This is a genomic window from Candidatus Dadabacteria bacterium (genome assembly GCA_009837205.1).
Taxonomy (GTDB): domain Bacteria; phylum Desulfobacterota_D; class UBA1144; order Nemesobacterales; family Nemesobacteraceae; genus Nemesobacter.
Map to the genome: position 1 here is coordinate 46,130 of VXTZ01000022.1, position 23,242 is coordinate 69,371.

The 23,242-nt window shown below is 52.2% G+C and carries 16 protein-coding genes; 14 read left to right on the plus strand and 2 right to left on the minus strand.

Annotation, left to right across the window (positions count from 1 at the left end):
* The first annotated feature begins 23 nt into the window (after positions 1–23).
* The 6 genes from mnmE (at position 24) to tilS (ending at position 8,020) form a co-directional block, all read left to right on the plus strand.
* Positions 24–1,418, plus strand: a complete 1,395-nt coding sequence (gene mnmE / locus F4Z13_04670) for a tRNA uridine-5-carboxymethylaminomethyl(34) synthesis GTPase MnmE (GenBank protein MXZ48530.1) — start codon at positions 24–26, stop codon at positions 1,416–1,418.
* Between the two features lie 216 nt (positions 1,419–1,634).
* Complete coding sequence (locus F4Z13_04675; protein MXZ48531.1) at positions 1,635–2,705, plus strand: hypothetical protein; 1,071 nt, start codon at positions 1,635–1,637, stop codon at positions 2,703–2,705.
* A gap of 538 nt (positions 2,706–3,243) precedes the next feature.
* Entirely contained in the window at positions 3,244–5,658 is a 2,415-nt protein-coding gene (locus F4Z13_04680; GenBank protein MXZ48532.1) for a phenylalanine--tRNA ligase subunit beta, read from the plus strand.
* A gap of 14 nt (positions 5,659–5,672) precedes the next feature.
* Positions 5,673–5,960, plus strand: coding sequence for an integration host factor subunit alpha (locus tag F4Z13_04685; GenBank protein MXZ48533.1), 288 nt, complete (start codon positions 5,673–5,675; stop codon positions 5,958–5,960).
* On the plus strand, positions 5,938–6,639 hold the full coding sequence (locus tag F4Z13_04690; GenBank protein MXZ48534.1) for a DUF502 domain-containing protein: 702 nt from the start codon (positions 5,938–5,940) through the stop codon (positions 6,637–6,639). The genes F4Z13_04685 and F4Z13_04690 overlap by 23 nt, the downstream gene beginning before the upstream one ends.
* A complete protein-coding gene (gene tilS, locus F4Z13_04695; GenBank protein MXZ48535.1) occupies positions 6,608–8,020 on the plus strand; it encodes a tRNA lysidine(34) synthetase TilS in 1,413 nt (470 codons plus the stop codon). Before F4Z13_04690 ends, tilS begins: the two co-directional genes overlap by 32 nt.
* Here the strand turns inward: tilS and F4Z13_04700 are convergent.
* Entirely contained in the window at positions 8,017–8,961 is a 945-nt protein-coding gene (locus tag F4Z13_04700; protein MXZ48536.1) for an ROK family protein, read from the minus strand. The two genes, tilS and F4Z13_04700, sit on opposite strands and share 4 nt — an antisense overlap.
* A 216-nt stretch (positions 8,962–9,177) precedes the next feature.
* Here F4Z13_04700 and F4Z13_04705 point away from each other — a divergent pair, with 216 nt between their 5' ends.
* Together F4Z13_04705 and F4Z13_04710 are read left to right on the plus strand one after the other, a co-directional pair.
* Complete coding sequence (locus F4Z13_04705; protein ID MXZ48537.1) at positions 9,178–10,470, plus strand: transglycosylase; 1,293 nt, start codon at positions 9,178–9,180, stop codon at positions 10,468–10,470.
* A 1-nt stretch (position 10,471) separates the two neighbouring features.
* Positions 10,472–11,374, plus strand: coding sequence for a hypothetical protein (locus F4Z13_04710; protein MXZ48538.1), 903 nt, complete (start codon positions 10,472–10,474; stop codon positions 11,372–11,374).
* A gap of 42 nt (positions 11,375–11,416) precedes the next feature.
* Here F4Z13_04710 and F4Z13_04715 read toward each other — a convergent pair whose 3' ends face one another.
* Complete coding sequence (locus F4Z13_04715; GenBank protein ID MXZ48539.1) at positions 11,417–12,370, minus strand: 2-phospho-L-lactate transferase; 954 nt, start codon at positions 12,368–12,370, stop codon at positions 11,417–11,419.
* 151 nt (positions 12,371–12,521) lie between these two features.
* Here F4Z13_04715 and F4Z13_04720 point away from each other — a divergent pair, with 151 nt between their 5' ends.
* From F4Z13_04720 to secA, 6 genes are all read left to right on the plus strand, one after another.
* A complete protein-coding gene (locus F4Z13_04720) occupies positions 12,522–14,114 on the plus strand; it encodes a hypothetical protein (GenBank protein MXZ48540.1) in 1,593 nt (530 codons plus the stop codon).
* A gap of 706 nt (positions 14,115–14,820) precedes the next feature.
* The gene (locus tag F4Z13_04725) at positions 14,821–15,063 is read left to right on the plus strand and encodes a hypothetical protein (protein MXZ48541.1); all 243 of its coding nucleotides are present in this window, start codon (positions 14,821–14,823) and stop codon (positions 15,061–15,063) included.
* Entirely contained in the window at positions 15,056–15,388 is a 333-nt protein-coding gene (locus F4Z13_04730; protein ID MXZ48542.1) for a helix-turn-helix transcriptional regulator, read from the plus strand. Before F4Z13_04725 ends, F4Z13_04730 begins: the two co-directional genes overlap by 8 nt.
* A complete protein-coding gene (locus F4Z13_04735; GenBank protein ID MXZ48543.1) occupies positions 15,375–16,337 on the plus strand; it encodes an RNA-directed DNA polymerase in 963 nt (320 codons plus the stop codon). The genes F4Z13_04730 and F4Z13_04735 overlap by 14 nt, the downstream gene beginning before the upstream one ends.
* Before the next feature lie 355 nt (positions 16,338–16,692).
* Positions 16,693–20,262 carry a chromosome segregation protein SMC gene (gene smc / locus F4Z13_04740; protein MXZ48544.1) on the plus strand — a complete coding sequence of 1,190 codons (3,570 nt, stop codon included), beginning with the start codon at positions 16,693–16,695 and terminating at the stop codon, positions 20,260–20,262.
* Between the two features lie 104 nt (positions 20,263–20,366).
* Positions 20,367–23,222: a preprotein translocase subunit SecA gene (gene secA, locus F4Z13_04745; GenBank protein MXZ48545.1), complete on the plus strand. Its 2,856-nt coding sequence runs from the start codon at positions 20,367–20,369 to the stop codon at positions 23,220–23,222.
* The last annotated feature ends 20 nt before the right edge of the window (positions 23,223–23,242 follow it).

Here is a 23,242-nt window from a genome sequence, read left to right on the forward strand (position 1 = left end):
CTTTATATGGTAGATTCTCTTTCATGTCGTCACTTGTGCCCGAGCGCGAAAGCACCATAGCCGCCATTTCCACCCCGCCTGGAGAGGGAGGAGTGGCCGTAATCCGTATAAGCGGCGGTGAATCCCACTCGATCGCGAGAAAAATCTTCGTTCCCGCGAGAAACTCGGGTTTTTCCGAGAGAAAACTCTGTTTCGGGAAGATAATTGACCCCGAAACAGGTGGAATGGTGGATGAAGCCCTGTGTGTGATTATGAGTTCTCCCGATACCTATACGGGGGAAGACGTAGCCGAGATACATTCTCACGGGGGATATGTAGTTCCCCGGAAGATACTTGAAATCCTGATCGGCCTCGGGGCGACCCTCGCTGCCCCGGGCGAATTTACCCAGAGGGCGTTTCTTAACGGGAAAATGGACTTGGCACAGGCCGAGGCGGTTTCTGACATTATAAGCGCCCAGACCGAACAGAGCCTCAGGTACGCCGAGGCTCAGCTTGAAGGGACCCTTTCGGGCAAGGTTAACGAACTTAAGGATCAAATTCTTGACGTTCTGGCGGAAATAGAGGCGAATCTCGATTTTCCCGAGGAAGATATAGATCCCATTGCGAAAAACCGCCTCAAGGAAGCGTCTGGATCCGTGGAAAAGGAACTTTCGGCGCTCATCGACAGCTACGACACGGGCAGAATGTTCAGAGACGGGGTAACGATGGTAATACTGGGCAAGCCTAACGTCGGAAAATCGAGCATACTTAACTGCCTGCTCGAGACTCAGAGGGCTATAGTGAGCCCTATAGCAGGAACCACGAGGGATTTTATCGAAGAGAGAATAAATATCGGGGGAATTCCCCTCGTTATAACTGATACGGCCGGCATAAGGGACACGGAAGACCGGATAGAAAGGCTCGGGGTGGAGCTTTCCTTGAAAAAAGCTGAAGAATGCGAGTTCGTGCTCGTCGTTTTGGACCAGAACACGGAACTTGATGCTCTGGACAGAAAAATCCTCAAGACCGCCGACAAAAAGAAGCATCTTGTCGTAATCAACAAGATGGATCTTGAGGAAAAACTGGAAAGATCAAAGCTGCGGAGGATTCTTGGGCAAAAAAAGCCGGTTGAAACCTCGGCACTTGCAAAAGAGGGGATAGGGCGGCTCAGGCAGGCCATGTTCGAGACCCTTGCGGGCTCGCCTCATGCCTCGGATGCCTCGGAACTGGTACTTACAAACCTTCGGCACAAGAAATCCATGGAGAAAGCTCGCAGCCAGCTGCGTATGTTTCTTGAGCTTCTTGAGCGGAACGAATATCCAGAGATTCTCTCGATAGAACTCCGAAACTCAATGAATTCGCTCGGCGAGATTACGGGAGAAGTCACCACGGAAGATCTTCTGGGCAGAATTTTCTCCAGATTCTGCATTGGAAAGTAAAAGCGGGACTGAATGTTTGGGAATTATCAAGTTAAGTTGACAGTTAATCCGTATCCAAAAAGGGAATTATATACTTAGATTGACAGGAAGTGATTAAGAGGTCGGTGCAGGTTCCGATCCCGATGGTTTCTGACCGCAAACAGGGTAATCTATATGCTGTTAGGATGTCGCAATGCCAGACGAAAAAGAGACCGAACCGCAGATTCCCGACATGTTGTGAGATCGGCTGAGGGTCCTGCTGGGGATCTTTCTGTAAGAGGGGAAAGAAGAAACCAAGGAGAAAGAGAAGTGATAAGAATTCTGTTTGCGGCATTGCTGTTTGTTGCTGGCTGCGGAGAGAGCACTCACTTGAACACCAGCGAGAGCCTTCTTGCTTCCGTGCTCGAGGACCACGGGCTTCCAAGGGACTCCATATCTGAACTGCCCCCATGTGGCACCTGGAAACAATATCTCTTCGGGGATCCCAGCACTTATCATCACATAGAGACTCTTTGCCGCGAGGGAGAACTGATTTCCGAAGCTGGGTCTACGGTATTCTGCGGAACACAAGACAGCATTGAGTCCGCCACGCCGGCCGCCCCTTACGCGGACATGTGCGCCTATCTGCACGATCCCATCTCAGCTCTGCCCCCGACATGCGATCCGACTGAAGTAAACAAAATGCCCGATGAGCGGATAGAGGCTTTTGTGAAGTCGGTTGACGGCGGAAGCTACGGGGTGACCACGCGGTGGGATGTGCCGCCAGTAGTGCGCATTGCCAGCAACGTCCCGGAAAGGCAGCGGATCCTGATAGTGGAGGCGGTCGCGAGAATAAACGCCATGTTGCCTAAGAGGTTCCAGATAACTGTCGGAAGCGACGTGACGCCCGGACAGGCCCACGTTCCTCAAGGAGAGATATATTTTGACTTCGCGGAGATCTTGGACTGGAAATGGTTTAACGGGGACAGCGTCTACGCTCCGCTAGCCGGAGCGATCTCGCTGGTCGACATCCCATACGGCGGGGAAATCACGAGGGCCCATATATGGATCTCGCCGTCGACGCACAACAGAAGACATTCCTGCGAATACGTTACCGACTCCTATACCATGTGGCTCACCACGCACGAGCTTCTGCATGCCGTAGCCTTTCCCGGGCATATCGGTCAGGATTCCCGTGCATCCTCCGTAATGACCGCAGAGTTCTGGTGCAGAGACAGGAGCAAGACCATCCCCGGGCGTTATGACTGCGCGGCGCTTCGGAGGATCTACGAGCTTGAGTCTGGAACGTCACTGGAGAATATTGACTAATTCCGAATCCATGCCAATAAGCCTTTAAGCTACCTAATTCGATAAAATTTACCTCTAACCTCAAACCGACTGGCAGCTCTACTGAGTTGCCCCCCGTCAACCCAAACATTTCACAGGGCACTCGGTGAAAAGAGTGAGAGGAATCGGCCTGCCTAGAGAATTATTTAATTATTTAAGGAAGTTAGAATACAGCCTGTAGAGTTCGGAGAATTTCATTCACAATCTATCGACAAGAAAAAGTGTTTCATATCAGTGAATTAAGAAACTCCAAACGAAATTTTAATAATTTGTTAACAGTTAAGGAGTTCACTGAGAATTTTACGCGGGGACGCGCTTCTTTGCCCGTCTCGGGAAGCGTGTTTTTTCTCTTCAGCCGGTTAAAATGCCCGCCTGTTCGCGGGAGCGGTTGCGCGGCCCCCCGGGATTGGCCATGATTGTTTGGGGGTTATTTTTAATTTCTTAAATAATCTTTTGTTTTCAGCAGGTTAACTGTTGACCAGTTTTTTATACCGTGTAACCTAACTCGCCGGGTGAATTTATGATTTTTCCTCTTGGATGGCTTACCGACTACCTCAAAATCGACGTTTCTCCGGAAGAACTGGGAGAAATGCTCACCATGGCGGGCCTGGAGCTTGAAGCGCTTGAAGACAAGGGCAAGGCTCTTGTCGATGTCTGCGTCGCCCAGATAAGCAGCATCGAAAAGCATCCGAACGCCGACAGGCTGAGCGTCTGCGAGGTTACGGACGGAGAAACCCGCTACACGGTTGTCTGCGGTGCGGACAACATGAAAAAAGGAGACAAGGTCGCTTTTGCCAAGGCCGGAACCCTTCTTCCCCCTACCTTGAAGTTTCCGGAGGGCCTCAAGATAGAACGTTCCGAGATCCGCGGGGAGAATTCCGAGGGAATGCTGTGTTCCGCGGATGAAATAGGCCTCTCGGGCGACGAAGACGGCATAATGATTCTTTCACCCAAGGCTGAGCTTGGAACCAGCATGAACGAGCAGATCGGTTACGACGGCGTTATCTTCGAGGTGGGAATTACCCCTAACCGTCCTGACTGCATGAGTATTTTCGGGATCGCAAGAGAAGTCTCTGCAATACTGGGCGAGAATCTTCAGAAACCGGTTTTTTCCTTAAAAGAGCAGGGGGAGAGTATTTCGGAAAAGGCCGCTGTAGTTGTTGAGGATGCGGAGGCATGCCCCAGATACTGCTGCCGGCTCATTGAAGGAGTCAGAATCGGTCCTTCTCCCGCGTGGCTTCAGGAGAGGCTTGAGTACTGCGGAATCCGCTCCGTTAACAATGTCGTTGACGTTACGAACTTCGTTTTGCTTGAGCAGGGACAGCCCCTTCACGCTTTTGATTACGACAAGCTTGATGAGGGTCGGATTTCCGTCAGAAAAGCTGGTGACGGAGAAACGATAGAAACGCTGGACGGGGTCGAAAGAAAGCTGCTCGCCGAGGATCTGGTTATCTGCAGCGGGGACCATCCCGTCGCGCTTGCAGGGGTCATGGGCGGATCCGGCACCGAAATAGAGGATGCGACGAGCAATGTCCTGCTTGAATCCGCTTACTTTTCTCCCGTAGGGATAAGAAAAACGTCCAAGCGAACCGGTCTCAAGAGCGAATCTTCGAGCAGGTTTGAAAAAGGCATAGATATAAACAACGTTTCGTTTGCGCTTGACCGCGCCGCCAAGCTTATAAGCCGCTTGTCCGGAGGAACAGTTGCCAAGGGGATTATCGACGTGTATCCCGAACCGGTTAGCCCAAAGGAGATCTCCATGTCGGTTGACAAGGTCTGCAATCTGGTCGGCATATCCACCGATTCCCAGGAGATAGCGGAACTTCTCGAGAGTCTCGGGTTTGAGGTCCTGAGCATCTCTGCCGGGGAGCTTTTGCTTCGGGTTCCGACTTTCAGGGTGGATATAGAACGTGAGGTGGACATAGTCGAGGAAGTCGCCCGTCTTCTGGGTTATGACAACATTCCCTCCGTCCTGCCGGAGGTTCCCATGGTAGCCAGAAAACCCAACGTGATAACTGTCATGGAGAAAAGGCTCAGGGACATTTTCGTCTCCTACGGTTTTCTTGAGGCTATAAACTACAGTTTCGAGTCTCCCGAACTTCTAAGGACGTTCGGTTTTGAGGAGTCAATCCGCATTATGAACCCGATATCGCGGGAGCTTTCGGAGATGAGGATGAGCCTTCTTCCCTCCTTGGTGAAAAACGTGAGACTCAACCTCTCAAGGCAGAATCAAGACGTAAGACTTTTCGAGTCCGGCAAGGTTTTTTACCCCAAGGACATGGACCAATTGCCGAACGAAGTGAAGAAGTTCGCGGCGATTGCCACCGGAAAGAGGGCACCCGAGATATGGGACGGGGAGAAATTCGACTTCTTTGACATAAAAAGCGTGCTTGAAAGGAGCCTGGAGGTCCTTTCGGTGGATTCAAGGATAGAGTTTGAGTCCGTTTCCCCCGATCATGGATTCCTTTGGCCCGGAAAATCTTCAGCCGTGCTGGTTGACGGAAACGTTCTGGGGATGGTAGGGGAGCTGCATCCCCATCTTCTGGAAAAACTCGAGATAAGCGAAAGCGTGTACGTGCTTGAACTCGACCTGTCACTTCTCTCGATTGTTTACACGAGTTTCGAGAGGAAATTCTCCCCCCTTCCCAAATTCCCCTCTCTTCGTCGCGACATAGCGCTTGTGGTCGATGATACGGTTCCGGTACGGGAAATTCTTTCGGTTATAAAAAAGGCGGATTCCGGTATAATAGAAAACGCTTGGGTGTTTGATGTTTACAAGGGAGATTCCCTTGAGGAAGGAAAAAAGAGTGTTGCGCTTTCCTTGATTCTTCGAAACAGGGAAAGGACCCTTACCGACGAGGATGCTAACAGGGTTCAGCAGGATGTTCTTAAGAGTTTGGAAAAAACAATAGGGGCCGAATTGCGTTCGATTTAAAAAGGGGGCTTTTCATGACAAAGAAGGATCTGGCAGGCGTTTTATACGAGGAAGTAGGGTTTTCGAGAAGGGAATCCGCTGAGATAGTAAATTTTTTTTTCGACTTGATGAGAGAGAAGCTTATAGCCGGTGAAGAGGTGAAACTCCCTGGGTTCGGAACCTTCAGGGTCACGAGAAGGAAATCCCGGATAGGAAGAAACCCTTCCACTGGAGAGGAAGTAGACATACCTTCCCGCCTCACGGTCGTTTTCAAGCCGAGCAGGTTTCTCAGGAAAGAGATTGACCAGAAACGGGAGGATTAAAATACCGGACTCAAAACCCCCTCAATCTTCTTTTTTCAAGCAGAGTTTTATTGCCGGCATCCTGATTATCGTCCCTTTCGGGGTGACCATTTTCATCCTCTACAAGCTGATAAAGTGGATGCTTTTCTTTTTCAGCACTGGCCCTGCCGGGATACTACGCCACTTCATAGACGTCCCGCCCTACGTGTTTCAGGGACTCTCTTTTCTCATAGGAATCGTCGCCACACTGCTGCTGATCATTTTCCTAGGGGCTGTGACCAGGAACTTCGTTGGCAGGAGGATCATTCTGTTCGGCGAGTCTCTTATCTCGAAGATTCCGCTTGCGAGAGCTTTCTACGTGAGCGTGAAGCAGGTCGTGCAGACGCTTTTTTTCACCTCCCAGATGCAGAGCATGAGTAGGGTCGTGCTGGTCGAGTACCCGAGAAAAGGGATTCATGCCATAGCTTTCGTAACGGGAGTTACGCAGGCCGGGAGGAGCCATAACGTGACGGACCATAATCTTGTCAGCCTGTTTGTCCCCACGACGCCGAATCCGACAAGCGGCATTTACATTATGGTTCCGGAAGAGGACCTGCAGGAACTGGATATTTCCGTGGAAGACGCGTTTCGGCTTATAGTTTCCGCCGGGATCTCTCAAAGCGACTCCGATGTTTCTGGCCAAGATAAGAAAAACGGTTGATTCCTTCGGGATGATCGCTCCCGGGGACGTGATCGTCGCGGGAGTGTCCGGGGGACCAGACTCCATGGCCCTTCTCTTTGCCCTTTGGGACCTGCGGGAGTTTTATCCGGGCACAGATGTGATCGTTTCCCACGTCAATCACGGGCTAAGGGGCGCCGAATCGGATGAGGACGCCGAGTTCGTCAGGGAAGCGGCCCAGCGACTCAGCTTTCCGTTTGAGTGCGTGCGGGTAGACACAGAGGGCTTCAGAAAAAAACGCGGACTTTCACTTGAGGACGCCGCCAGGGAGCTTCGCTACGGCTTTTTCAACGATGTTCTGACGAAGCATTCTGCCCAGAAGATCGCCACGGCGCACACGCTTAACGACCAGGCTGAGACGGTCATAATGAGGCTCATAAGGGGAAGCGGTTCCCAAGGGCTTGCCGGGATAAGACCCTTAGTCGGTAACATAATACGTCCGCTCATAAACGTCACCAAGTATGAAGCCATGGAGTACCTCCAGTCAAAAGGAGAGCCCTGGAGGGAGGATTCTACCAACAGTTCGGACGAATTTTTGAGAAACAGGGTAAGAAACGAACTTATTCCCCTGCTTGAGAGCTATAATCCTGCCGTCGAGCAGGTTCTCTCCCGTGTGGCGGCGGTCTGCGCCGCGGAAGCGGATTTCATTTCGGCCGAAGCCGAGAAAAGATTTCGGGGAATTGCTCGCGTTGTGGCAGGAGGCGTGCTCGGAGACACGGAAAAACTTCTTCGCGAGCCCCCGGCGATCAGGTTCTCGGTAATGAGAAAATCGATTCTGGCCGTAAAGGGGGACCTGAACTCGGTTTCCGCAAAGCATCTTTTCTCGATTGACGAGGTGCTGCGTTCCAGTGAGCCCTCTGCTGAGATAAACCTTCCCGGCGGAGTCGTTTTTCACGCGGGGCACGGGGTTTTCTTTTTCACGCGCGAGGAGAGATTCCGCGAGTTCCCGCAAACCGAGATAAAAAACCACGGTACCCACAGGATCTCCCGGGATCTTGAGGTCGCTATTGAGCTTACGGATGACGCCTCTCTCTGGGGCGCGGCCGACGTCGGGCACTTCGCGCCCGAGAAAGTCGGTTTTCCCGTAACGCTCAGGAGCTTTTCCGAAGGAGACAGGTTCGTTCCGCTCGGAATGAAGGGGGTCAAGAAGCTCAAGGATTTCTTCATTGACGAGAAAATACCTAGATTTCTTAGAAAAAAAGTGCCGGTTTTCGAAACCCGCGATGGAATAATCTGGCTGGGCGGTTTAAGAATGGATAACAGGTTCAAGGCGGATGAAACGAAGGGTCCGTGGCTCAGGATAAGAATTCGCGGTTCTTCGCAGAAGCTGCTTGACCTTGCGAAGAGTCTCCGGGCCTCCTAGGATCTCTCCCCGAGCCCGGTTTCGGCCACGTAACACGCTCCCAGCACCCCCGCATCGTCTCCCAGGGCCGCTCTTTTTACTTGAAATCCCCTTTGCGCTCCCCCAAGACACCTTCTTTCGGCTTCCTCAATGGCTTTCCCGATAAAAAGTTCCCAGGCCCCCGAAAGCCCCCCGCCCACTACCACCGTCTTTACGTCGAGGATGTTTACGAGAATTGATATTCCCACCCCTAGGTTCGTCCCTAAGTCGTTCCATACCGAGATGGCCGCTTGGTCTTTTTCGCGCGCAAGCTCCGCTAGGCGCTCGGGGAGGGCCGATTCTTCGGTACCGGCGAGCCTTTTGCGGAGTTCCGGGTGCTCGCGGACGATTCTCTTTATCGCCACCTGGGAAACGTAGGTTTCAATGCAGCCCCTAGCGCCGCAGCCGCAAATGGGTCCCGACGGGTTAATCGTCATATGTCCCACCTCTCCGGCGAAGCCGTCTTCCCCCGGCCAGAGCTTTCCGTCGAGGATTATTCCTCCCCCGAACCCTGTTCCCAGGGTTATCATTATCATCGAGTCTGATCCTCTGCCCGCCCCTGCCCGGTATTCTCCGAGAGCCGCGCAGGAAGCGTCGTTTTGTATAAAAACAGGGGTTGCGGTTCCGATTTTCTCCGAAAGGACTTCCGTAAACGGGAAATCTCTGGTGTTTGCTATGTTCGGGGCCTGGACGAGAATGCCGCTTGCGCGGTCAACGGTCCCCGGTACTCCTATCCCGATTGCGGATACCCCTTCCCCGGCAAATCCTTCTATGAAGCCGGCCAGGTTCTCCATGAGCCGGGAGATGCCCATGTGGGCGTCCGAGAGGGTTTTTCTCTCGCCGAGCGTGCTTCCCTCCTCGGAGATGATTTTTCCCCTGATGTTGGTTCCCCCTATATCTATGCCAAGGAATTTCCGTTTCATTTTTCCGTTTTCTGACTGCAAAAAAACTGCGGGCCGCTGCGGCCAAACTAACCCGAAATTTTTATTTTACCCTGTCTTTTCAGAAAAATACCCGTCCCGGCAGAGACCGGAGACACAGAATTTTTGCGCAAGCAGCATGTAACAAGGTATAAATTTATCCTGATTAGCGGGCGTTTCGCGTCGCATATTTTTCCTTTAGAGAACCAACAGGTTTAGATGAAACAAAGAACCGCAGCTGTCCTGTCAGCCGTTTTCCTGCTCTTTCTCTACCTTTCCTGTGAAAGACCCCCGGAGATTCCGAGCCCCGAGTCCATGCGGGCGGTTCCCGCGTTCCCCGAGATGGACGACGACCTTTTCCCCGAGGGACTGAAGGAATCCATCGGTGCAAGCGTCGAGAAACTTTCGCAGAAAAAGGACTCCCAGCTCGTTTTCGGACAAAAAACCGTCTCCGCCGGAGACTACGCCCTTGCGCTCGGTTATCTTCTCGCCAAGCTTGAAGCGGGCGTTACCAAGGATGATTTCATAAAGGACGTAAGGGAAAATTTCGATTTCTACGGCTTTCCGGGAAAACCCTGGGGGAAGGTTTTTATAACCTCTTACTTTTCTCCGGTGCTCTCCGCTTCCCGAACCAGGACACCCCAGCACACCCAGCCGCTCTATGGGGTTCCCGACGACTTGGTACGTTTGAGGATAGACAGGTTCGTCGAGCGGTTCGAGAGATTTTCGTTTCTTGAGGAGGACAAAATCACCCGGGGAAAGCTTCAGTCCCTTTATGGCAGGGTCGCCCCTGGAGGCCCCGGCAGGACGTCCGAACTGGTTCCCTATTACTCACGAAGCGAAATAGACTCTGGGGGGAGGCTCAGGGGGAAAAGGCTCGAGATCGCGTGGGTAGACCCTGTTGACGCGTTTTTTCTTCAGATTCAGGGCTCGGGTAAAATAAGGTTCGCAGACGGAGAGGAGCGGGTCGTGGGCTACGCCGCCCAGAACGGACACGATTACGTGGCAATAGGGAAATTTCTCTTCGAGTGGATTCCGAGGGAAAAAATGAGCCTCTGGGCCATAGAAAGCCACCTGAGATCCCTCTCCTACGCAGAGAGGATGAATATCCTTTACAAAAACCCCAGTTACATTTTCTTCCGCGGACTTCCGGGCAAACCCGAGACCTCTTTCGGAACGGAAGTTGTCGACGGCAGAACCATAGCGACCGACAAGGCTTTTTTCCCCAGGGGAGCTCTGGCGTTCATGGAGCTTGAGAGACCGGTCTTCGAAACTTCCTCTTCGGTCGAGCCGTCACAGTGGGAGCCGGTTTCCCGCTTTGTCATTAACCACGACAGCGGGGGGGCTATAAAAGGGGCCCGCCGCGTCGACCTTTTCTGGGGGGAGGGAAAAGATGCCTCCCGGCACGCGGGTGTGATGAAAAACTGGGGAAAGTTCTTCTATCTGGTGCCGAAAGGGGAATTCCTGACGGTGCTTAGGGAAAAAAACGGCGGGCAGGGCCAAGGAGGATGAGATGACCGACGAAAAAACACTTACATGTTCCCAGGGGTCTTCCCAAAGCGGAGAACATCTCTACGGAACCGCTCTTGAGGTGAAGGACTGGTTTTTGCTTGAGTACTCCAAGGTATGGAAAAGGGACGCTTTTCCGGAAAGCGCGCTGCCGGAGGAGGTAAAGGAGCATCTCGGAGGTTTTCTTTCGTCTTTTGAGGAATCCAGGATTCAGCTGATAGGAGGGCCGGGACCGAGCAAGGGGAATCTCGCTTTTTACTACGCCCATTCTTCTGAGGTTTCCCCGAAACTCTACAGATTCGAAATAGAAACATACGAAGACCTCCTCTCGATAGATCTCCCCGAGCTTGTCCGCACCGAAGAGATAGAGAAATTTTCCTGCGAAGAAACGCTCGTTCTGGTCTGCACCCACGGAGCCCACGACGGATGCTGTGCGGTCGCAGGGGCTGAAGTTTACAGGGAGCTTCTAAAAAAAGAGGGGATTTCTGCGTGGAGAACCAGCCATGTGGGGGGCCACCGCTTCGCCGCCAACATGATCATGCTTCCCGAGGGGATATATTACGGGAGGGTGAACGGCGGAAATCTCGATGATGTGGTTTCCTCTCACCTTCGCGGCGAGATATTTCTTGACTGCTTCAGGGGAAGGTCGTGTTATTCTCAGACTTCGCAGGTTTCTGACTATTTTCTGAGAAGGGAGATAGAAAAACTCGGCATTTACGACATAAGATGGGAATTCGAGAAAGACAACGAGGATTATACCGCGGTTGAGTTCGGAGTGGAGGGGGAAACTACGGTTTACAGCATAAACACAGTGGTCCTGAACAGTGGCGTAAAGATCCCGACGAGCTGCGATTCATCGGAAGTAAAGGGCATACCTCAGTTCTTTTTTTACAGCATCGTGCCCTAAGAGCCAAAGAAAAAGAAAGAAGAGGATTCATGATCGCCCTGCCTAGGGCGAAGCGCGCCGCTGTCCCAGAGATTTTGTAAAATCAAGAATTTCCTGCGAAAGGCGTATCGAGCTTTGCTCGTCGGGGATCAGAGTGTCCGTGACGAAAACACTTACTCCGAGTGCTTCTATGGCGGCCGCCTCTCCCGCATCCGAGCGGTCGATTACGAGCACATCCAGAAAATCGGCGTAAAGTCTGGCCACCTGGGTCGAAGAAGCCTCCATTCCGAGTCCTCTCATGAGCTTGTCCGCCGGACCTTTAAGGGGTTTTCCGCGCATAAGGGGGCTCACGGCGACCTTGAGTCCCGGCGCAGCGACTAGCCTTTCTCTCACTTCCTTTATCTCGAGTATGGGGCCTATGCTGATTATGGGATTGCTCGGGCATATGATCACCAGATCGGCGCCGTCTATCGAGTCAAGAAGCAGCGGGGCCGGAGAAGCCTCGCGCGCGCCCTTTATCTTGACTCCCCGCACCTCGGGGCGCATTGCGTGCTTTATGTAGTATTCCTGGAAGTGCATCTCGCCCGCGTCCGTCTCTATCCATGTCTCGACCCTGTCGTCGCTCATTGGCAGTATGCGCATTTCCCCGAGGCCGAAGCGCTGCGCTATCTTTGAAGTGGATTCGCTGAGGGTCCCACCCCCGTCGCTGACGGCTTTTCTGAACAGGTGAGTGGCGAGGTCCCTGTCCCCGAGCCCGAACCACGTCGGGAAACCGAACCTTGCGGCGGCGCCCAGAAACTCGAACGTGTCGCCGCGGAGTCCCCACCCTTTTTTTTCGTCTATGCTTCCCGAGAGCCTGTAGATTATGGTGTCTATGTCCGGAGAGACCCTCATTCCGTAAAGGTCCATGTCATCCGCAGTGTTAACTATTACGGTGAGTTCGGACAGGGGAATTATCCCCGTGAGTCCCTTGAGAAATTTCGCGGCTCCGCTTCCGCCGCCAAGCGCCGTTATCATCTGAGTTTCTCCGTGCCCCCGGATATTTCACCTGTAAGCTATTTGAGCCCCTTATCCGTGTCAAGCCGGGGACCGCACGGCCCCCTCCGGCAGCTTGAAAGTTGATACCGGCTCATATAGAGTTTAGTTCGTCTTTTCAAGGAAAACCCCGTTGGCATTCGATACCATAAAAAACAGACAGGGCCTTCTCACTAAAGCCCTGCTTCTTCTGCTCGCCCTTACCTTCGTTATCGGCTTCGGATACGTGGGAGGAATAAGCATAGGAGGGAGAGGCCCCAGCGGCGGAGCCGCGGTAGAGGTAAACGGGGACAAGGTTTCCCTCGCAGAGTTCTATAATCTCAGGGACTCGATGCTTGACCGCCTGCGCCGCAGCGACCAGGAGATCTCGGACGAGCTTTTCGAATACGTGAATTTTTCCGTGATCGACTCGCTGGTTAACAAGAAGCTTCTCGCCCAGAAGGCCGAGGAACTGGGGATCAAGGTAAGCCAGGAGGAGCTTTCAGACGCAATAAGAAACGATCCGGGGTTCCAGGTGGACGGCGCTTTCGTGGGGTTTGAACGCTACCGGGACTTTATTTCAAGGGGACTTAACCGCACCGTGAAGGATTTCGAGGATTCCTACAGGGAGGATCTCCTTGTGGAGAAGCTCGTTTCAGTTCTTGACAGTTCCGTAACGGCAAGCGACGAGGAGCTTTTAAGCATCTACAGGACGCGCGAGGAGAAAATCGACCTTCACTACGTCTCGTTTGCGGCCCGGGATTACCTTGAGGGCCAGAAACCGAGCGAAGAGGAAATCGCCCGGTATTACAGAAAAAACACCGATCTTTTCTGGGAGCCGGAGAAACGCGCGGCGCGCTACGTAAAACTCACTCCCGGGGATTTCACCGAGGATGCCGAGGTTTCCGACGAGGAAATCGAGGCCTACTACACTACTTACCCGGAGGAATTTCTTTCCAAAGGGACCCCGAAACCATTTGACGACGTAAAGGGGGAGATAAAAAAGCAGCTTGTAGAGGGCAAATCAAAGCTTCTCTACAACCAGTTCCTTGAGGAGTTTCTCCGGAAAAGACGTTCCTTCTCAGACCTTCTTTCCGAAAAAAGCTCGCTTGAGGTGAAAGAAACCGCGGAGTTTACTCTCGGAGGCGCGGGCGGAGACGTCCCCGGCGCCATAAGAAGAGAGGCCTTTTCTGTAAAGAAAAAGAAGCTTTCAAACGTGGTACTTCGGGATTTCACCTGGTTTTTCGAGGTAACCCGGGTTCAATCCTCGAAGCGGTCGGGAATTGAGTCCGTGCGCGGGGAGATTACCGAGGCCTTAAAAAGGGAAAAGGGCATCGATCGGGCCAGGGAATCCGCCGGGAACAGTCTCGCGAAAATAACCGCCTCGGGCAAAGGTTTCTCCGGGGTGACCAAGTCCATGGGTCTTTCGGTGGAGCGCACCGGTTTTTTCTCAAGGTCCGAGGATCCTCTGGACGTCGAATCGGGGGATTTCATTTCAGATGTATTCGGGCTGAGAAGCAACCGTCCTACCCCCAATCGTGTTTACAAGTCGGGGGAGACTTTCTACATAGTGTCGCTTGCGAAGACAAAGCCCGCCGACAGCGGGTACTTCGGGATCGAGAAGGATTCTCTTAGGCGCCAGGAGGTCTCGTTGCGAAAGATGCTTGTGGTTGAACGCCTGCTTGAGAACCTCAGAGAAAGCTCCAAGATCTCACCCAACAAGAACCTTCTTTCCCAAGGAGGATAATTCCCCGGGAAGTTTTCTTCCGAACGAGATGTAAATCCGGTATACTAAATCCTTAGTATTTTACTGTAGGCCTACCGTTATAATTCATGATAGTGAACCGCTGTCGAAGGAGAGCGAGTAGCTTCCCAGATCCGGTCGCGTGCTAGGAAAAACGGATCAAGAAACTTCAGATGAAAAGACAAATTTCTTTGGGGCCGTCTTTTTCCTGAACTTTCGCTGAACTCTTTAAGCCGATTTTTTATCATGGAGTTCCGGGATTATCGAAATCATTTTTTTGCGGTCACCGCCTCCTTCCATAAGATTTTTTTATTTTCTCTGAGAAAAAAAATTGACTTTTAGCAAATATCGTATAGCATTTAATCTTAACTGAACTAATAGTTCAGACGTTCTTTGACAACACCTTCAGGATTGGACTCGTCGAAGACCAAGCTTTTAGCTTGGTCGATGCGTACGCATCTTAACAGAAGCAGATGGCGAGGGTAGAGGGATCTTCATCTTTGAAACTTGTAGAAGATAGGTTCTCTCCCGGATCGTGTTATACCGGCGTTTAGGCGTGTGAGCCCTTGAGACCTGTGGAAGTATAGTTCGCATGATAGTATGCGACTGAAATAAGAGGATTGCGGAATTCGCTGTGTTTTTTTTCGGTCCAATCGCATGGCGACTGGGCGAGAATGCCCGAAAAATTTTGCCCAAGGAGGTGAGTAAAATGCTTTTAGATAAGCAGTTGTTAAAGAAGATGCTGAATACTCTCATAGAGCTAAAGGCGTCTATCCGTAACACAGCGGATTCCAGCGTTAATATCCGACTGGATGAGGTTATAGGCCAACTCCGGTCCATGATAGAAGGCAAAGAGCCTGAAGACGCGAACAAGATCTTGAATGGTCTTGGCAAGTTTTTGAAGATGCTACTAAGCATTGAGGCTTTGATAAGTTTCCTGTCTGATGATTAACGCAACAATCCTTTTTATTTTTTACAGCCTGATCATGAATCTTGGTGCAACTATAAAACAGTGTCGGAGTTTGCGTAAGATGACTCAGTCTCAGCTGGCCGATGCAGCCGGTCTGTCTGTTTCTCATCTTTGCCTTCTGGAAAAAAACGAGCGTCAGCCCAGTATTTCAGCTATAGAGTCAATAGCGCGAACTCTGGAAATACCTCTAAGCGTTCTTATTTTCTTGGCTGCGGAAAAAGAAGAAGTCCCCGAGTTAACAGCAAAGCATATTGAAGACCTGTCAAGACACATAATAGGTTTAATGAAATTACATGCCCAGAGATAGACATCCCGTTATAAACATTTCCCCTATCGCTAAGGTTTCCTCTCTGGCTTCATTACTTTCGATCAAGGAATCCGATTTGCTGTATATTGCCGCAAATGTGGATCGGTTTCACAGGCCGGGGAAGGAGCTTAAAAAAAGAAACGGGGAACCACGGCAAACCCATGACGCGGAGCAACGGCTGAAAATCATACATGGGAGAATTAACAACCGAATACTTAAAAAAGTCGATTACCCATACTATTTACAGGGTGGAATAGCAGACAAAAAACGGTCTCGAGGCTGTCGTGCTAACGCCATTATTCATTCCAGAAAGAAGTTGATTATCACTGAGGATATAAAGGATTTTTTCCCCTGTACAAGCAAAAGAATTGTTAAAGGAATTTGGCAATACTGCTTCCGATTTCATCCCGAAATAGCCGATATCCTGACCCGTCTGACCATCTACCAGAACCAACTCCCCCAAGGCTGGAAAACCAGTTCATACTTGGCGAACTTAGTATTTTGGGACAAAGAACCGGATTTGGTGTCTTTACTTGAGCAACGGGGTTATTCCTACAGCCGTTATATGGACGACATTACCGTATCAAGCGGGCATTATATAAACAACCACCAAAAGAACTACATAATATCAAAAGTTTACGAAATGCTTTTTTCCAAAGGGTTCGCACCAAAGCGCAGCAAGCATGAAATAGTCAGTCAGAGTCAGCGAATGGATATTACGGGCTTGGTGGTAAACAGGAAAAATCCGACGGTCTTAAAGAGCAAACGCAGGGGAGTGCGAGTAGGCGTATTCAAACTGGAGGAACTGCCAATAAATAATCGTTCAGATGCTGATTATCGTGAATGCTGGGAGCATTTGTCTGGATTGGTAAGTTATATAAGCGCTTACCATCCTAAAGAAGGTAAAAAGCTACGTGCTCGGTTACGTAATATAAAGCCGAATAGGTAGTATCTGCCAGAAGACTCTGTTTTCCTCCGAATTATTTTAGGGCATAATCAGCAGCAACTACCTTTCCTGCTATCTGTTTATGAATCAACATACTGCGTTCCTTTGTTTTTAACCTAGTACACAGCAATTAACTGTTCCCACCGGGAAGTTGTAAATCCTCTAGATATTGTGGTATAATTCAAACTGACCGGAAGGCCTTGATCGATAAGGAATCTTTTTCACGTACTGCCGAAAGCATCATCCCGGCAGCTTTCTTCAAGATTCTGGCCCTGTCAGGGCTTCTATAATACGCATGCGGGAGCTTTAACTTTCCCGGTTACGGCGAGGGGTTTGCGTAAAACGGGCGGCGGCGCGCGTGAACGCAGCGATGCCGGGCCGCGATTCTCCCATGAGAATTAAAGCACTTGAAATAGCAGGTTTTAAATCTTTTTACCTGAAGACGAGAATAGATTTCTCCGAGGGGATAACCGCGATAGTCGGTCCCAACGGCTGCGGAAAATCCAATATTCTCGATGCCATCAGGTGGGTAATCGGCGAACATAACCCGAGACAGCTGCGCGCGGGGGGCATGGAAGACGTTATCTCCAACGGGAGCGCCGAGCTCAAGCCCCTGGGCATGGCCGACGTGTCTCTGGTTCTCGAGGAGGTCGAGGGTTTCGGTTTCGAGGAAGTCAGAATCCGGAGGAAACTTTACCGCTCGGGAGAGAGCGAATACAGCATAAACGGGGTCAAATGCCGTCTCAAGGACATAACCGAGATGCTTCTTGACACCGGAGTGGGTGCGAGGGCCTATTCGATTGTCGAACAGGGCCAGGTTGAATCCTTCATACTGTCGAAGCCCGATGAGAAAAGAAAGTTCATAGAGGAAGTAGCGGGGATCGAGAAGTACAAACTCAGAAGAAAGGAAACCAGAAGCAGGATAGAGTCGACCAGGGAGAACCTCTCCCGCGTCCTTGATATGAAGCGCGAGGTCTCGGACCGTATTGAGGCCGTGGCGCTTCAGGCAAAGCGCGCCAGAGAATACGAGGAGCTTACCGGGCGGGCCCGCTCGCTTGAATTTGATGTTCTCTCGGCCAAGCTCTCAGGCTCGCGGCAGCGCAAAGAAGCGCTTCTTGAAAAAAAGCTCGGGGCGGAGCAGTTCGTTGTCTCGGCAGATACCGAGCTTGAGCAAAAGCGCGGACTGCTTCAAGAGGCGAAGGAGAAAAACTCCGTTTCAGGCCAGGATCTGGGTTCCCTTGAGAAGGAGATCTACGAGCTTCGGGCACAGAAAAGGGAAAACGAGTACCGCAGGGCCTCGATCGAACGGGAGATCACCGGGATTTCAAGCTACGTAGGGAACATTGAAGCCGAGATAGAGAGCCTCGGGCGCGAAGTTTCGGAGATGGAGGAGAGAAGCAGCCGCGCCGGGCTCCAGTCAGAGGAGCTTAAGAACACGCGTCTTTCTGCTTCCGAGGAAATTTTGCGCGAGGAACAGAACCTCGTGACCTTAAAAAGCGAATGGGAGCAGGACAAAAAGGAACTTGAAGAAACTGCAGACCTGGTCTCTGACGTGATGACCAGAAGAAGCTCGCTTGGAAGCACGATAGGCGCTTTCTCAAAGGAGCTTGAGGAGCTTGAGGAGAAAAAAGAGGCACTTGAGGGGGAGGCTTCCGCCTTGGGACTTGAAAAGCTCGAGTGCGAGAAAAGACTTGCTTCGCTTCGCCGCCGGGAAGGGGAAATAAAAGACGAATTCACCTCGGCCGTCAAGGAAAAAGAAGAAATCGATTCGCGTCTTTACGACCTCAGGGTTGAGCATGAGAAGAAACTCGGCGAACTGAGGGGTCTTGAAGGCAGGAAAAAAGACTGCGTCTCTAGGGTGGAGGCCCTTAACAAAATACAGAGCAACTACGAATGGCTTCCTGACGCCACGCGCAAGTTCGTGCTCGAGCGCAAGCAAAGAGGAGTGCTGGGGGTTGTTTCCGATTTCGTCTCCGTCCCGAGAAACTACGAAAGAGCGGTCGAGGCGGCCTTCGGGGAAAAACTCAACTGGATAGTGGTCGAAGGGAGCACGGAGGCGGTCGCCGCGGTCGAGCTTCTAAGGGAGTTTGATGCGGGAAGGGGAACCTTCATACCGGCAACCGACCGGTTCGCGGCAAACGGCTCGGGCAATGGAAACGGGAGTGTCAACGGAAGCGGCAAGCCGGATGCGACCTCCCTTAACAGCCTCCTTGACGTGAAAGTGATAGAGAAGAGCCTTGTTGACTCGATGCTGCAGGAAGTTTACATCACTTCCGATCTGCGGGAAGCCATCAGTCTTAAGGACCGGACGGGAAACGGCGCGTGCTTCGCCACCCTCGAAGGGGACTACGTCGATTCCCACGGGGCCGTGACGGGCGGAAAATCCCTGGCAGGGGTGTTTGAGAGAAAAAGGGAAATCGAGGAGCTTGAGGGGCAGACACAGACCCTTTTGGCCGACATAGAGAAACTGGAGTCTGTCTGCAGGACGCTTAGAGAGGAGATGGATGCGCTTGAGAGCCGCCGGGGGCAGGTAGAGGAACTTCTTCGGCGCTGCGAGATAAGCTCGGTTGAGAACGCAAAGGACCGCTCGAACGCAGAGACCAGGATAGAAGAGCTGGGGGCGAGAATCGGGAACCTTGAGGTGCAGCGCAACGAGCTCGAGCGCAAGCTGGGGAGCAAAAACCGCACCGTCGAGGAGATGGAGTCGCTTATAGAGCAGCTTGACGGTCAAAGAAGCGCCCTTGAATCAAAATACGGGGAAATCGAAAAACGGGCTCTCGGGTTTGCCGAGGAGGAAAAAGCTCTTCAGGAGAAAGTGACGAAGCTCAGGATAGAGAACGCCGGGGTTCTTGAAAGGGAAAAGGCCCTTGAGCACGAGATATCGGAAGCCGAGAGAATAAAGGCGGTTATAAACGAGAAGCTTTCCCTTAGAACAAAGGATGGGGAACTTAAAAAACAGGAGAGCGAAGCGCTTGCCCTGTCGAGACGCCAGGCGGAAGAGGAGTTTGAGAAGATCTGCAGCGACCTAGGCTTAAGAGAAGAGTCCTTCGGGGAACTTAGGGAAAGGGTGTCGCACTACGCAGAGGATCTCCGCAGAAGCGAAGAGGAATTCGAGGCCGCATCACAAGAACTTTCCTCGCGAAGAGAGCGGCTTGCCTCGGCCCAGGCGCAGCTTGAGCGTGCGGAGGATGAGTTTGAGTATCTGAGCGAACGGTACGCGGAGACATTCGGCGATGCTACGCCCGATGCCTCGCAAAGCCCGAATCTCTCCCATGTTTCGATACCCGATGCGGAGAGGGAACTTAAGACGCTTCGGCGGCGCGTAGAGAATTTCGGTCCCGTGAACCTGCTTGCGCCCGAGGAATACGAGCAGCTTGAAGAGAGAAACGGGTTTCTCCAGCGCCAGACCGATGACCTCGCCCGGGCGCTTGATTACCTCGAAGGCGCTATAAGGAAGCTTGACAGGGAGTCAGTTTCAAGGTTCCGGGAGGCGTTTGAGACCGTAAACGGGAAATTCAGTGAAACCTTCTGCAAGCTTTTCGAAAACGGAGAGGCTCGCCTTGAGCTTACAGACCCCAGGAACCTGCTTGAAACCGGAGTGGAGGTCATGATCAGGCCCGGAGGAAAGCGCTTCCAGCCGATAAACCTGCTCTCGGGAGGGGAAAAGGCGCTTTCGGCCATAGCGGTCATAATCTCCGCATGCCTGGTAAAGCCCGTTCCCTTTGTGTTCCTAGATGAAATAGATGCCGCGCTTGACGAAGTGAACACGGTAAGATTCAACAAGATCCTGAGCGAGATAGCGGCCCATTCCCAGGTGGCCGTCATCACGCACAACAGAAAAACCATGCACGAGGCTGACGCGCTTATAGGAATAACCGCGGACGGTACCGCCGCTTCGAGGGTCGTAAGCGTGAAGCTTGACGCCTGAATCCAGAAATTCCTTGTCTATTTCCCACGGATTATTAGACTGTTTTAGGAGGGTTGTTCCCGGACGTTCCGGGAACCGCTAGCTAAAGGAGACCGCTTCGGCGCATGATTTCTTACGTCCTGAAAAAGATAGTCGGCTCGCAGAACGAAAGAGAGGTAAAGAGGCTCGGCGTTCTGGCAGAGAGAATAAACACCCTTGAAGAAACGCTGGTTAAGGTTCCCACAGCGGAACTTCGCGCAAAGACCTCGCAACTCCGGGAACTGATACACTCCCGTGTCGGCACAAACGGAAACCCGTCCGACGAGAAATATTTTGCCGAGATGGAAAGGGTTCTTGAGGATATCCTGCCGGAGGCGTTCGCCGCTGTGAGGGAAGCGTCGAGAAGAACGATAGCCATGAGGCATTTCGACGTTCAGATGATAGGGGGGATGGTTCTTCACAGAGGCAGGATAGCCGAGATGAGAACCGGGGAAGGAAAGACACTGGTCGCCGTCCTGCCCCTTTACCTAAACGCCCTCACCGGGCTCGGTTCCCACCTTATCACCGTGAACGATTACCTGGCCGCCAGGGATGCCACCTGGATGTCGCCGATTTTTATGGTCCTGGACATGAAGGTGGGAGTTATAAATCACGACGCCTCCTACGTGCTTGCCTGGGAGGACCCCAAGCGGGCCGAAGAGTCGATAGAGAAAAACCTGACCGCGTGGCCAAACGAGTATCTGGCAAACGACGTTCTTCCCGAAAAAAACCTCGACATCATAAATTCCTTCAAGACCTGCCTTGAGCCTTCAACTAGGCAGGATTCCTATCAGGCGGATATTACCTACGGCACCAACAACGAGTTCGGTTTCGACTACTTGCGCGACAACATGAAGTTTTCCCTTGAGAGCTACGTTCAGCGCGGCCACAATTTCGCCATAGTGGACGAAGTCGACAGCATTCTCATAGACGAGGCTAGAACCCCGCTTATAATCTCGGGGCCTTCGGAAGACTCGACCGATCTTTACTACAAGGTGGACAAGGTGGTGAAGACGCTCTCCGGGAAGACCGATTTCACGGTGGACGAGAAAACAAGGCAGGTGGATCTTACCGAGGAGGGGGTTTCCAAGGTGGAGAGGGCGCTTGACGTCCCGAATCTCTACGACCCCGTCAATCTCAAGGTTCTCCACCATGTTAACCAGTCGCTTCGCGCCAATGCCCTTTTCAACCTCGACGTCGACTACATGATGCAGGACGGGAAGGTGGTGATAGTCGACGAGTTCACGGGAAGGCTCATGCCGGGGCGCAGATGGAGCGACGGGCTTCACCAGGCGGTTGAGGCCAAGGAAGGGGTGGAAATCGAAAGCGAGAACCAGACGATGGCTACCATAACCATCCAGAACTATTTCAGGATGTACAGAAAGCTTGCCGGCATGACGGGTACCGCCGACACGGAAGCGTTTGAGTTCAGCCACATATACGATCTTGACGTCACCGTGATACCGACCCACAAGCCGCTTATAAGGAAGGATTACGAAGATGTTGTCTACAGGACCGAGCGCGAGAAGTTCAACGCCGCGTGCGCTGAGATAAAGGAAATGAATTCCGCCGGCCGGCCGGTGCTTGTCGGCACATCATCGATCGAGCAGTCGGAAAAACTGGGCGCCTACCTTGAGAAGATGGGTCTTAGCCACAACGTGCTTAACGCCAAGCAGCATGGGAAAGAGGCCGAGATTGTCGCCCAGGCGGGCAGGATAGGAGCCATAACCATAGCGACCAACATGGCGGGGAGGGGAACTGACATACTGCTCGGCGGAAACCCCGAGTTCCTTGCAATGGATATTCTCAGGAAAGAGTTCAGGGTCCAGCCCGAGGAAGCAGATCCAAAGCAGTACGAGGAAGCGCTTTTCGAGGCGAAATCGATCTGCGATTCTGAAAAGGAGAAAGTTAAGGAACTCGGCGGGCTTCATATCCTTTCGGTCGAAAGACACGAGGCGAGGAGGATAGACAACCAGTTTAGGGGAAGAGCGGGAAGGCAGGGAGATGACGGATCTTCAAGATTCTATGTTTCCCTTGAAGACGACTTGATGCGCATTTTCGCCTCGGAGAGGATAACGGGTGTCATGGACAAGCTCGGGTGGGAGGAAGGAGAGCCGATTGAGCACTCGATGATAAGCAAGTCGATTGAGAACGCCCAGAAAAAGGTCGAGGGAAGGAATTTTGACATCCGCAAACATCTCCTGAGATACGATGATGTTCTCAACACTCAAAGGGACGTCGTCTACAGGCAGCGCCGCGAGATTCTCGAGGGCGGTGAGAGCCTGAGAGAGATAGTTTTTACGTCTTCAGAAGATATCGTTCGGGAATCCGTGGGCAGTTACCTGGCAGGGCGGGAAGACCGCCCGGAATCTGATTTCTCCGAACTCTGCGAAGTTATCGGGAGGATTTTCGGAACGGAGATCGAGATAGAGGCCTCCGGCAAGGCGGACGGCGAAGTCATAACGGAAGAAGTCACCGGAAAGCTGATCGCCGCATACCGGGAAAAAGAGGAGAGGATAGGTTCTGAAAACCTCTCGCAGGTCGAACGCTACGTCATGCTTCAGCACATAGACTATCTATGGAAGGACCATCTTCTTAACATGGATCACCTGAGAGAAGGGGTGGGACTCAGGGGATACGCGCAGAAAGACCCCCTCCGGGAATATACAAAAGAGGGCTTCGACATGTTTGCCCTCATGATGGACAAGTTCAGGATGGACGTTTGCTCCAATCTTTTCAGGATACAGCCCGCGAGCGAAGAGCAGATCGAGGAACTTGAGAGAAGAAGGGAGCTTGAGGAGAAGAAAATGGTGCTCGGGCGGGGAGAAGGGGCTGAAGAAAAGGCCAAGACCCCGGTCAGGAGAACGCAGAAGAAAGTCGGTCGGAACGACCCGTGCCCCTGTGGCAGCGGCAAGAAATACAAAAAGTGCTGCGGTCGATGATAATATTGGATAAGGTGTCT